The sequence below is a fragment of the Streptomyces sp. NPDC007856 genome (assembly GCF_042868225.1).
In the GTDB taxonomy this organism is placed as follows: Bacteria; Actinomycetota; Actinomycetes; order Streptomycetales; family Streptomycetaceae; genus Streptomyces.
In genome coordinates, this window is sequence record NZ_JBIAEC010000038.1 from 1 (window position 1) to 12,634 (window position 12,634).

A 12,634-nucleotide genomic window follows, 5' to 3' on the forward strand; every position below is an offset into this window, starting at 1 on the left:
TGCGGAACCTGCACCTCCTGATACATACGCTCCGACGACCCCAACGGAACGTTCATACCAGTCAGAAATACAACGATCCCGTTGTACCAAGGCTCCTCCTGCACGAACTATCGCCCGCTGCCCTTACGTCCGCTGCCCTTGCCACCGCCTGCGTTCGTGACGTTGGTGAGGGCGTCGTCTTTCGCTGTCTGGAACTTCTTGCCGGAGTTCAAGGTCAGATCCGCCGCACTATTGACCGCGTTGTACAGCGCGTTGACGCCCTGGCGCAGCGACGCGACATGGCCGCCGAACGACGCGCCGAACTGGCGCCCGCCGGCGTCGTTGCCCCACGGCGGGTTCTGCGGATCCCAGCGCATGACCGCCGTGTATTGCTCCGAAATGTTCCGTACGTGGTCGGCGACCGAGCCGGTGGCTCCGCCACCTGCCTGGATCTGACCAGCGTCCGCGACGAACGTGCCGTCGTCAGCCACGTTCGGCACCTCCCTTGCGACGCGGTGCCAGCACCTCGTCCAAGCCGTTGGGGTCCAGGAGCCTGTCGAAGTCGACGCGGTCGAGCACGCTCGAGCCAGGGGCGCTCGGCCTCACTCCCGACACACCTTCGAAAATCGCCTCGGCGCGCGTGGTGGCCTCGTTCCTGGCAAGGGTCAGGGCCTCCAGCACGCTGGCGGCCAGCGCCTGCCCGGACATGCTCTGAAACTTGTTGTTGCGGAAGCGCAGGCCGGAAGCGTTCCCCTGGGCGCCGACCGTGACCTCCACGGCGCCGTCCTTGGACCTCGCGGTCACCGAGATGGCCGCCACCCGGTCCTTCGCCTCGATCAGTTCTTTGTGCTGCTTGGCGAACTCCGCCATGACCTGCTGGAGTTGCTGCTGCGGTGAGTTGTCCATCAATGGTGCTCCCATGTCGTGCCGGTCTGGGTGGGTGGGGTCAGTGGCCGATGGAGGCGGGGAGGCCGCCTTCTTCGGTGCCCCAGACGTCGTCTTCGTCGGCGGCCCAGGAGGTGGATGTGCTTTGTGTGCTCATCCGGGGGGTGCGGGTTGGTCCGTAGGGGGATTCGGTGGCGGGGCGGCGGGGGCCGAGGAGTTCCTCGGAGTCGGACTCTTCTTCTTCGTATTCCTCGGGGGTGGGGGTGTTGTTCTGGGTGAGGAGGCCGTTGTGGAGGTAGGCGCCGTCGGTGTCCTTGTCGTCGTAGGTCTCGCGGACGCGTTCGCCGGCGCTGTTGCCGCCGCCTTGCTGGCCTCCCATGCGGCTCATGCCGGCCATCATCATCATGGGCGAGAGCAGGCCCATGGCGTTCTGGCTGTCGGACACCCCCGCCACCGCGCCTGCTCCCGCGCCCGCTGCGGCTCCTGCACCGGCTGCGGCGGTGGCGGCGCCTGCGCCGGCTGAGGTGGTGCCGGGGCTGGGCAGGGCCTGGTAGTTGCCGTTGGAGCTGGTGACGAGAGAGCTGCCGTCGGGGAAGGCGGTGTGGGTGGTGCCGTCGGGGTGGGTCGTGATGGATCCGCCGCCGGGCAGGTGGGTTGTGGTGGGGATGTTCGGGAGTTTGGGGAGGTTGGTGGTGCCGCCAGGGCCGGTGGTGGTGTGGGGGGCGGCGGTGGTGGTGATCTTCCCGTCGGGGTGCAGGGTGGAGGTGCTGCCGTCGGGGTAGTGGGTGGTGATGTCGCCCTTGCCGTCGACGGTGACGGTGGAGCCGTCCGGATTGGTGAAAGACTGGCCGGTCTTGAGGTGGCTGGTGGTGGTGTGGCCTTGGGCGTCGGTAGTGGTGACGTCGCCGTTGGGGTGGACTGTGGTGCTGCCGTGGCCGGGGTAGTCGGTGGTGAGGCTGCCGTCGGGGTTGAGGTGGGAGACGATCCCGTCGGGTGAGGTGATCTGGGTCTGGCCGTCGGGGCCGACGATCTCGGAGGTGCCGTTGGGGAAGGTGGTGGTCTTCGATCCGTCGGTGCCGGTCCGGGTGAGGCTGCCGTCGGCGTTGCGGGTGATGGTGGTGCCGTCGGGGTTCTTCAGCGTCTGGCCGGGCTTGAGGTGACTGGTGGTGGTGTTGCCCTGGGCGTCGGTGGTGGTGACGTCGCCGTCGGGGCTGACAGTGCGGGTGGTGCCATCGGGGAACCTGGTGGTCAGGCTGCCGTCGGCGTTGCGGGTGGTGATGCTGCCGTCGGGGTAGGTGGTAGTGCTGGTCCCGCCGGGACCGAAGGTGGTGGAACTGCCGTTGATGTTGCTGACCGGCAGCCCGGTCAGCACCGACGACCCATCCGGACCCGTCAGACCACCGTCCGGACCGGTGAGTGAGCTGCCGCCCAGGCCGGTCAGACCGCCGTCCGGACCGGTCAGCGAACTCCCGCCGGAACCGGAGAGCAGGGTGTTCGGGTCGGTCAGGCCCCCGGGGTCGTTGAGACCGCCGTCCGGACCGGTCAGCGAACTCCCGCCGGAACCGGAGAGCAGAGTGTTCGGACCGGTCAGACCACCACCGTCCGGACCGGTCAGACCACCACCGTCCGGACCGGTCAGACCACCACCGTCCGGACCGGTCAGACCACCACCGTCCGGACCGTTCTTGGGCATTTCGTCCAAAACTTCCTGGGCCAGGGACGTGTTCGAGGTGTCGGTGAATGTGAAGGCGTTGTCCCACTTGGGGTCCAGCACACGGGACCAGCTCTGCTGGAGCTTGGTCACCGCGATGTGACCCGGCGCGTCCAGATTGGTCTGCACATTCGACGTCCACCGCCGCACCGCCTCCTGAGCGGCAGCCGCCCAGTGCGAAGTGTCCGCCAGGCGCCCGTACGACGTGGAATCATGAAACCCCGGCATGGCGACCGCGCCGTTCAGGCGTCCACTGCCCCCGAATGCGTTTCCCGACTTGGCCAGCCTGCCCCGTACGTAGGGGGCGTTGTAGGTCGCGATCCAGTGTGTGATGGAGTCGAAGACCTGGTTGAGGATGTCGCTGGGGTCGGCCGGGATCTGGGCGGACGACGAGCTGCCGTCCGGCAAGTGCAGGGGGACGGGGCTGGCGTGCTGCCAGAAGAAGTTCTCGTAGGCGGCGTAGAGGTCCTGGTAGGTCTGGTACAGGGAGACCTCGGCACCGATCAGGTTGTCCCCGTGCAGCGTGGTGCTCTGCTTGCCCGTGGACGGCGACGTGTGCTGCGGAGCGAACCCTGCAGGCCGCAACTGCGTCGTGTAGCCGTCGTACTTGCTGTGCAGGTCGTCGATCAGATGCCAGAAGACACCCGCCGCGTTGCCCTTCCACGCCGCGTCCTCGCTGCCGAGCTGGTGCAGCCAGTCCTGCACGGTCTCGGTGTGTTTCTTGAAGAAGTCACCCGCTGCATCGAAGGACGCCGCCGTCACCGGGAACGAGTGAAGGTCGACACCCTCGGTGATGCTCGGCGCCCCCGCCACGAGACTGCCTGCGACGATCGAGGTGAAGGGCGCGTGCAGCAGACTCGACAGCGCGGTCTCCGCCTGCTTCCAGTACTCGGAACCGGGAAAGAGATCGGCATACGTGATGTCCACCTGGTACTTGTGGACATCCGACCCCTCGAGCACGAAGAACTCCAGGTGCCAGCCATTCCCATTGTCCTGCTGGTGAAGCTGCAGATCGTCCATGCTGTCGATCCGCCCGCGCTTCTGCACCTCGATCTCGACCCAGGGCGCGCCGCTTTTCCCCTTGATGCCCGTGATGTCGTCCCGCTTACGCATGTGCCAACCGGTCACCTGATTGATGATGTTTTCCCAGTTGTCTATTGCCATGGTTGTCGCGCTCCGCAGGCCGGCTTCTTCGGACAGCTCAGATGATCAGCTGACTCGAGGGTCAAGTCTCGGGGATCTCAGGGTTTGGAATTGCCACCCGTCAGCGGCAGGTTGTCACCGTTGGACGGCAGGTTGCCGCTGGTCCCGCCGTCGTCCACGCTCTTCTCGTAGCCGCTGATCCCCTTCAGGAACTTCTGGGCTTCGATGGACTGAAGGTTCTGGTCCTTCGTCTTCAACATCGTCGTGATGATGGTGTGCAGTTCGCTCTTGAGGTTCGTGAACGCCGTCTTGTGCTTGTTGAGCACGGCGTCGATGGCGGTCGCGGCGGTCTTGGTGTTGGTGACCAGGTTCTTGCCGCCGGTGTTGTCGTCGCCCTCCAGGTTTCCCAGCACGAGGGGATGCCCATTACCGACGTCGTAGAGGGCCAAGGGGGTCTGGCCCGGGGCTCGCAGGTGCTCAATGTCAGTGAGGAAGTGCGAGAGATCGGTGTCGATGAACGCCTGGAGCGCGGTCGCGTCCAGTTTGGTCAGGCTTGCGTCGGCCATGGGGCGCGTCTCCTAGGGGGTGCGGCTCAAGCCGGCCGGGGTCAGAAACGGACTTCCGCGAAAGCTTCCGCGCTCTGCTTCTCCGTGAGCTTGTAGTTCGCCGAGTTCTCGTCGACGACCTGGGCGTGGCCCGCGAGGATCTGGCCGAGGTTCGCGACCTCGTCGTTCCAGCGCTGCTGGACCTGGTGGTAGAAGTCCTTGTCCGCACCGGACCAGTGGGCCACTTTGGGCGCCAGCTGCTGCTGGAGATCGTCAATGATCTGACGGACCCTCTGAGTGGCCTGCCCCATGTCTTGGACGAACGTTGCTACATGATCATGGTTGATGAAGATCTCGCCGTCGGCCATGGCCACTTCTCCTTGAATGCGTGATGCGAGTAGTCGGGGGATGGACGCGAAGCTGCCGCGGGGACCGGGCGTCAGCCCATCATGGTCGTGTACGCGCTGCTGCCCGAACCGGAGACGCGGGTCTCCTGGGCCCGGACGTTCGACAGAGCCTGGCTGTTGGCCGCGGCAGCGCGCACGTTCGTGTCGCCCAGGTGCTCGATCAGCTCCTGGCAGGTGTTCTCGAGAACCATGACCTGCTCCTCCCAGTCCACCATGAGCCTCTGGAAGGCGTTGCCGTCCTCCGCCATGTAGTGAGGAGCAAGGTCGGCCACCCTGGAGGAGACCTCCGACCTCGTTCCGCTCAGCGAGCCCTTGGTGGCCTCCAGAATCTGAATGGTCTGGCCGAATGTGGCACTGCTTGACCTCTGGTCCGCAGGCGTCGTCATGTGATCTCTCCTTGAAGCGGATCGCGTGCGCAGGTTCCCGTCCGGTCTCCTCGGCATGTCGACCGGACGTGTAAGGGCAGATACGTACTTCGTGAGAGGCCCCCGCCGTGGCGCCGGTGGGAACCCCGCACTAGGTAGACGGAACGGCGGGCGCGCTTTGTTCACGCTTTTTTCGACGTGCTTCCCGCACCCGCGGACCCGCCCCGTTCGACCCCGCAGGAGGGGACACCCGTGGCCGTCGCCGTCCCCGCGGCCGCGGCCGCCGGGGAAAGGTCAGGGCCGGTGGGAAGCATGGCCAGCAGCGACGCAGGGAGCCCCTGGGCGGCCGCGAGGTCGTAACCGAGGTCCTTGGCCGCGTCGGTGCTGGGCACGCGGTACTTCACGCCGGTGTCGGTGACCAGGTAGACGCCCGTGCCGGCGGCGGCGCCCCCGCTGCTCAGCGCGCGGACGAGGCTGCCGCCGTTCGGCGGCACCTCGATCGCGTCGACGGCCAGGCAGGCGGGCACGGTCGCCTTCGCGGGCGGCAGGGCGCGCGCGCCGAACTCGGCCGCGGGGACGAGCGTCAGACTCAGCTGGACGCCCGACATGCCCTGCGCCTCCAGCCTGACGCACACGCCGTCGGTGTCGCCCACGGCCGCCAGCCTCGGTGGGGCGGGCGGCAGTTCGGAGCCCGCCTGCCGCACGGTAGCGGCGGCAGCGGAGCCCTGCGGGGCCAGCGCACCGCTCAGTGCCTGGGCCGACAGGGGCAGTTGCGTCGGGGGCCGGCCCGCGTAGGCCTTGACGCGGGTGGTGGGGCTCACCAGGGCGAGTGATGCCTGGGTGGCGGTGAGCGGGACCAGGCCGTCGCCGCCGAGCAGGTAGTACTGCGGCACGGAGCCGGGTGTCTGCACGACGAACACCTGGCCGACACGTGTCTCGCGGCCGTCCAGCGTTGGCCCGGCGTTGCCGGCGCCGTCGACAGTCGGCGCGACGAGGTCGGGGCCGGCCGGCACCGAGTCGAGGAACGCCGCGGAGACCGGCAGCGGTTTGGTGCCGCCGTAGCCGAGTGCGGCGACGGCGCTCGAGCCGCCGGTGAGCCGGAACCGGTTGTCCTGCCAGAGCAGGTAGGTGCCGCCGTCGGGCCCGGCGGCCAGGACGCCCTGGTCGCCCTGGACACCGACCCCTTCCTGGGCGACGTTCACGCCGAGCACGGTGACCGCTTTGCGGACGCCGTCGCGCCCGGTGCGGGCGGTGGCGCACACCTGCCAGGCACCCGCGCCGACCTGTTCGGCGGCGGGCAGCGCGTCGGGCGCGCCGGGAATGCCGACCGGGCTGCCGTGCGGGGCGCCGGCGAGCGATCCGGCCGACACGGAGTCGGTGGTCATGTCGGCTCCCAGCAGGAGCCGCGCCGACGGGTAGTTGCGGATCGGGCGCAGCCGCCCGTCGTAGACGTAGCGGGTGCCGGTGCCCTTCTCGATGATCAGGGAGTGGCCGCTCTGCCAGGAGGTATTGCCGCCGGGCGAGAGCAGGCCGAAGAGCAGGAAGCCAGCCGAGGCCACCACGCCGACCACGAGGCCGTAGGCCATGCCGCGGTTGGTGCGCCGGGTGGGCGACTCCGCGACGTCGGGGTCCGAGCGCAGGAGACCGGAGGTCAGGCGGGAGACCAGGAACTGGTGGGCCTGTACCTGATCGCGTCGGGACTGCATGATGACGGGTCCTTCCGGTTCAGCCGTTCAGGCCGCGCAAGCGGTGGTAGACATCGAGGACCCACAGCGTGGCGGGCAGCAGCGCCAGGGCGGCGGTCGACTGCAGGAGGTCGCCGGCGCGGCCCCAGTGCGGCAGCACGCGGCGGCCGGGCACCGTCCAGGACACGATCGCGGTCAGTGCGGCGGCAGCCAGCAGCACGGCCGCGCCGAGCAGTTCACCGCCGCCGCCGTGCCGGAGCGCCGCCTCGACGACGAGCAGCACGGTGCCCAGTCCCGCGGGCACGGCCAGCGCGTACCGCTGCCAGGAGGTGCCCAGGCCACGGCCGTGCAGGGCGAGCAGCAGGGCGAGCAGCAGAGCGGCGACCACCTCGGGCAGGCGCGGACGCTGTGCCATGACGACCAGGCTGGCGGCGCACACCACGCCCACGGCCGCGTACAGGGCGGTCATCCACCGGTCGACGGCCTCTCCGCCCACCCTGACGTCGGCCTCGGAGCGCGGTTCGATGCCCTCCTGCAGCTGCTGGGGGTTGGTGGGCAGCGGCGGCAGCCGCAGGCCGGCGAGGGAGAAGGACATCATCGGGATGAACGCGCCCAGCACCACCGCGGCCAGCGCGACGGCGGCCGCCGCCTGCGCGAAGGACACGTCCAGCGCCATCATCAGCGCCCCGCCGAGCACCGCGGCCCCGCCGAACACCCCCCCGGCGGCGAACACCGCCGGATACGCGGCGACCGCGGTGGAGGCCAGCACGAGCCCGACGCTGCCGGCCGCACCCGCGGCCAGGAGCCGTGCGCCAGCGCCATGGTCGCCGTCCTGGCCGCCGCCGACGAGGAGCACACCGCACAGTGCGAAGAAGGCCGCGCCCAGCACGGCGAACAGCACGCCGCCCGGCGGGTCGTCGAGGATGCGCGCGGCCGCGCCGGCCCCGGACAGGGCCAGCATGGCGGCCCCTGCCGCCAGCGCGATCCGGTCCGCCGGGGCCGCGCCGGAGGCGGCGAGCAGGACGAGGCAGCCGATCAGCGCAGCCGCGGTCAGCAGCCGCAGCAGCCACCGGCTGGTCTGCGGCGTCCACGGGTGCGGCAGATCGCGGACGGTCGCGGACACGGCCTCCAGCAGGCTGTCGTAGCGAACCGGTGGCAGCGTCTCGACCTGGGGGCGCAGCAACAGGGTCTCGCCGTCGCGCAGTTCCAGGGAGGCCGCCGTCCCCTCGATGTCGAGGGGCTCGCCGCATATGCGCTGCAGGGCCCAGCCGCCGTGCTCGAGGCCCTCCTCCGCCAGATGGCTGCCCGCGTGGTCGGCGATCACCGGGAGCAGGTCGGCGATCGGGATGTCCGCGGGGACGGTCAGATCCAGGGTCTTGTCAGGGGCGCGCACCGTGAGACGGCACAGCCCGTTCACCTGGCTTTCGCTCATAGGGCCAACAGCCTTCCGGAAACGTTTGCGACCGCGGCGGGGATACGGGCTGAAAGCGTGTCGCGGCCGTTGCGAGGTGGGTGTGACACGGGGAAGCTGCTCCACGCGCGCCAGCGTGCCGGTTGCAGCGTGCGGTGTCCGAGGGCTGCCGAGTGCCTTCGTCAGGACCGCCGAGGGCAGATACTCTCACGCCTGTCTATCGTGTATCACCGGAGCCCGGCCCTCAACGGCCTTTCACCGGCTCCGTCGCCGATCGCGGCCCTGGCGCGGGCCCGCCAGGCAGCCGCGGGCCCGACGTCCCGCGGCGCTCTCGCCGCCGAGGCCGCTCACTTCCGCTGTGGCCCCGGTGTTCACCCGTGCACAGCTTGAAGGAGTGCTCCCGTTGAGCGTGGTTGTCTTCCGCAGGCCGGCCCGTCGCCGCGGCCCCGACATGCCCGAGGGCGAGCTGGCGCTCCAGGAGCCGCCGACGCTCTCGGAGACGGCGCCCGCCTCGGGCGCCAACATGATGAACTACCTGCCGATGGCGGGCATGTCCATCGCGATGGTGCTGCTGTACACGCGGCTGGGCAAAGGCTCCGGCCCGATCATCTACCTGGTGGTCGGCCTCATGCTGCTGTCGATGGTCACCATGCTGGTCGGCCAGCTGGTCAAGTCCGGCAGCGACCGCAAACAGAAACTCCAGGGGGTACGCCGCGACTACCTTCGCTACCTGGCCGGGACGCGGCGCAAAGTACGGGCCGCGATCGTCGACCAGCAGCGCTCGCTGGCGTGGAAGCACCCGGCCCCGCAGTCGCTGTGGTCGTTCGCGCGCACCTCCAGGCTGTGGGAGCGCCGCACCACGGACGACGACTTCGCCGAGGTCCGGATCGCGGTCGGCGAGCAGAGACTCGCGTTGCGGCTGGCCAACAAGGCGACCAAGCCGGTGGAGGACCTCGACCCGTTGACCGCGCACGCGCTGCGAGCCTTCATCAACGCCTACTCGACGGTGCCCGAGCAGCCCATCGCGATCTTCCTGCGGTCCTGGGCGCGGGTGCTGCTGCGCGGCGAGCGGGAGAAGGTGCTGGGCACGGTGCGCGCCTTGGTCGCGCAGCTGGCCGTGCTGCACGCCCCGCAGGACCTGTTGATCGCGTTCTGCCTCGCGCCGGAGAACCGCGCCGAGTGGGAATGGGCCAAGTGGCTCCCGCACGCCCTGCACCCGCACGCCACGGACGGCGCGGGCCCGGCCCGGCTGGTCGCCTCCAGCCTCAGCGAGCTCGACGACCTGCTCGGCGAGGAGCTCACCGAGCGGACCGCGTTCGAGCCGGGGGCCTCGCCGACGAAGGACGAGCCGTACCTGGTGGTCGTCCTGGACGGCGGTCAGGTGCCCTCCGGGCACCGCTTCGACCGGGCGGGCATGCGCAACGCGGTGGTGCTCGACGTGTCCGACGGCCTGTCCTGGCGGCCCGGCCGCACAGTACTGCGCCTCCTGGTCGAGGCCCCGGAGGATGCCGGGAGCGCGACCGCCGGCGAGGAAGCCGGTGAGGAGACGGCGGCCCACCACGACGAGGTCAAGATCGTCCGTACCGACCGCAGCCGCAAGGAGACCGCCGTCCCGCTGGGCCACGCGGACCGGCTCGGGCCGGCCGCGGCCCGCGCGCTGGCCATGACGCTGGCACCGATGCGCACCGGCACCACCGCGGAAGCGGCGCAGCCGCTGACCAGCGACGTCCAGCTCACCAGCCTGCTGGGCATCCCCGACCTGCACCGTTTCTCCCCCGACGCATACTGGGGCAGCCGCACGTCCCAGGCCGAGCGGCTGCGGGTGCCGATCGCGGTGGGCGCCGACGGCCGTCCGGTCGAGCTCGACCTCAAGGAGTCCGCGCAGGACGGCATGGGCCCGCACGGCATGCTCATCGGCGCCACCGGCTCCGGCAAGAGCGAGCTGCTGCGCACCCTGGTGCTCGCCCTGGCCCTGACGCACTCCTCCAAGGCGCTCAACTTCGTGCTCGTCGACTTCAAGGGCGGCGCGACGTTCCTGGGGTTCGACGAACTCCCGCACACCTCCGCGGTGATCACCAACCTGGCCGACGAGGCCGCGCTGGTCTCCCGCATGCAGGACGCCCTGCGCGGCGAGATGATGCGCCGCCAGGAGCTGCTGCGCAGTGCGGGCAACTACACCTCGGCGCTGGACTACGAGAAGGCGCGGGCCTCCGGTGTGCCGCTGGCCCCGCTCCCGAGCCTGCTGGTGGTCGTCGACGAGTTCAGCGAACTGCTCGCCGCGCACCGCGAGTTCATGGACCTGTTCGTGATGATCGGCCGGCTCGGCCGGTCGCTCGGCGTGCATCTGCTGCTCGCCTCGCAGCGCCTGGACGAGGGCCGCATGCACCAGTTGGAGAGCCACCTGTCGTACCGGATCGGTCTGCGGACGTTCTCGGCGATGGAGAGCCGCGGCGTACTGGGTGTGCCGGACGCCTACGAGCTGCCGTCGCAGCCCGGCAACGGCTACCTCAAGAGCGGCATCGAGCCGCTGACCCGGTTCCGGGCCGCCTATGTGTCGGGCGCGTACCGCCAGCGGGTGGGCGTGCTGGCGCAGGAGCAGGTCGCCGGGCAGGTCATGCCGTGGACCAGTGAGTGGGTCAACGCCCGCCAGGCACCGGTGGCGCCGGTGCCCGACAAGGACGGCGCGGACGAGGACGGCACCAGCTTGATGGCGGTGGCCCTCGACAAGCTGCGCGCCTCGGGTCCGCCCGCCTACCAGGTGTGGCTGCCGCCGCTGGGCGCCCCGCCCACCCTGGACCAGTTGCTGCCGCCGCTCGTGTCGGACCCGCGATTCGGTCTCACCACGGCGGACTGGCAGGGCCGCGGCCGTCTGAAGGTGCCGGTGGGCATCGTGGACCGGCCGTTCGAGCAGGTACGCGACCTGCTCACCGTCGAGCTCGACGGCGCGGGCGGCCACGTGGCCATCGCGGGCGGTCCGCAGAGCGGCAAATCGACGCTGATACGTACCCTGATCACTGCGCTGGCCCTCACCCACACGCCGCGTGAAGTGCAGTTCTACTGTCTCGACTTCGGTGGCGGCACGCTGTCCGGACTGAGCGGGCTGCCGCACGTCGGCGGGGTCGCGGGTCGTCTGGAGACCGAGCGGGTGGCCAGGACGCTGGCCGAGATGGCCACCCTGCTCGCCCACCGGGAGCAGTTCTTCCTGGACCACGGCATCGACTCGATGGCCACGCTGCGGCGCCGGCGGGCGGCTGGGGAGTTCCCCGACGAGGAGCACGGCGACGTCTTCCTGGTCATCGACGGCTGGCAGACGGTGCGGCAGGAAATGCAGGACAGCGTGGCCGGGATCAGCCAGATCGCCGCGCGCGGCCTGAGCTACGGCATCCACCTGGTGACCTCCACCACCCGGTGGACGGAGCTGGTCGCAGCGGTCCGCGACCAGTCGGCCAAGCTGGAGCTGCGCATGGGCGACCCCATCGACTCCATGATCGACATGCGGATGGCGAAGTCGGTCCCCCGGCTTCCCGGCCGCGGTCTGACGCCGGAAAAGCTGCACTACCTGACCGCGCTGCCGCGCATCGACGGCACCGAGGACGCGGCGGACCTCGGCGAGGGCGTCGCCGATCTGGTGTCGGCGATCGCCGACAACTGGGCCGGTCCGAAGGCTCCGCCGGTCCGCATGCTCCCCGCGGTGCTGCGCGCCTCGGAACTGCCGGTTCCCGCCCAGGGCGACCGGTTCCGCATCCCGCTCGGTGTGGAGGAGAACGAACTGGCCCCGGCGTGGCAGAACTTCGCCGAGACCCCGCACCTGGTGGCCTTCGGCGACAGCGAGTCGGGCAAGACCAACCTGCTGAGGCTGGTCGCCAAGTCCGTGACCGAGCGGTTCACCCCGGCCGAGGCCCGGATCCTGGTGGTCGACTTCCGACGGGAACTGGTCGAGGCGGTGCCGAAGGAGTACCAGCTCGGCCACGCGGTCTCGAACGACCAGCTGGAGGAACTGGTCAGCGGCGTGGGCCGGGCCCTGAAGACCCGCACCCCCGGGCAGGACATCGAGCCGGCCCGGATGCGGCTGGCCGACTGGTGGGCGGGACCACGGCTGTTCGTACTGGTCGACGACTACGACCTGGTCGCCACCCCGATGCGCACCGTCTTCGAGCCGCTGCTCGAACACCTTCCGCTGGGCTACGAGGTGGGCCTGCACATGATCGTCACACGATCGGCGGCGGGCTCCCTGCGCGGTATCAACGACCCGCTGATCAGGCGCATGCTGGAGGTCAACTCCCCCGGCCTGCTGCTGTCCTGCCCGCCCACCGAGGGGTATGTGTTCGGCAACGTCAAGCCGCGCCTGTTCCCGCCCGGCCGTGGCAACTACATCACGCGCCGCAGCACGGTGCAGATCCAGACGGCGCTGCTGGAGGACGCCGAGGCCAGCACCGCGTCCTGACGCCGGGCACGGGGGGCCGTGCTGGACACCGCGGCCCGGCCCGGGACCTCCCGGACCGG

At 70.1% G+C, this 12,634-nt stretch carries 9 protein-coding genes; 1 reads left to right on the top strand and 8 read right to left on the bottom strand.

Going from position 1 to position 12,634, the window contains the following annotated elements; all coding sequences use genetic code 11:
- Positions 1-107: 107 nt before the first annotated feature.
- From ACFYOH_RS41940 to eccD, 8 genes are all read right to left on the bottom strand, one after another.
- Positions 108-470, bottom strand: coding sequence for a hypothetical protein (locus ACFYOH_RS41940; RefSeq protein ID WP_388636869.1), 363 nt, complete (start codon positions 468-470; stop codon positions 108-110).
- Entirely contained in the window at positions 463-885 is a 423-nt protein-coding gene (locus ACFYOH_RS41945; RefSeq protein ID WP_388636872.1) for a YbaB/EbfC family nucleoid-associated protein, read from the bottom strand. The genes ACFYOH_RS41940 and ACFYOH_RS41945 overlap by 8 nt, the downstream gene beginning before the upstream one ends.
- Before the next feature lie 40 nt (positions 886-925).
- Positions 926-3,739, bottom strand: coding sequence for an AAWKG family protein (locus ACFYOH_RS41950; RefSeq protein WP_388636875.1), 2,814 nt, complete (start codon positions 3,737-3,739; stop codon positions 926-928).
- 77 nt (positions 3,740-3,816) lie between these two features.
- Complete coding sequence (locus ACFYOH_RS41955) at positions 3,817-4,284, bottom strand: type VII secretion system-associated protein (RefSeq protein WP_388636878.1); 468 nt, start codon at positions 4,282-4,284, stop codon at positions 3,817-3,819.
- 41 nt (positions 4,285-4,325) lie between these two features.
- On the bottom strand, positions 4,326-4,631 hold the full coding sequence (locus ACFYOH_RS41960) for a WXG100 family type VII secretion target (RefSeq protein ID WP_388636881.1): 306 nt from the start codon (positions 4,629-4,631) through the stop codon (positions 4,326-4,328).
- A 71-nt stretch (positions 4,632-4,702) separates the two neighbouring features.
- Entirely contained in the window at positions 4,703-5,056 is a 354-nt protein-coding gene (locus ACFYOH_RS41965) for a hypothetical protein (protein ID WP_388636884.1), read from the bottom strand.
- A gap of 161 nt (positions 5,057-5,217) precedes the next feature.
- Positions 5,218-6,741 (bottom strand): type VII secretion protein EccB, encoded by a 1,524-nt coding sequence (eccB, locus tag ACFYOH_RS41970; protein WP_388636887.1) that lies wholly within the window; start codon positions 6,739-6,741, stop codon positions 5,218-5,220.
- Between the two features lie 19 nt (positions 6,742-6,760).
- The gene (eccD, locus tag ACFYOH_RS41975) at positions 6,761-8,152 is read right to left on the bottom strand and encodes a type VII secretion integral membrane protein EccD (protein WP_388636889.1); all 1,392 of its coding nucleotides are present in this window, start codon (positions 8,150-8,152) and stop codon (positions 6,761-6,763) included.
- Positions 8,153-8,534: 382 nt separating this feature from the next.
- Here eccD and eccCa point away from each other — a divergent pair, with 382 nt between their 5' ends.
- A complete protein-coding gene (eccCa, locus tag ACFYOH_RS41980; RefSeq protein ID WP_388636892.1) occupies positions 8,535-12,575 on the top strand; it encodes a type VII secretion protein EccCa in 4,041 nt (1,346 codons plus the stop codon).
- Positions 12,576-12,634: the final 59 nt, after the last annotated feature.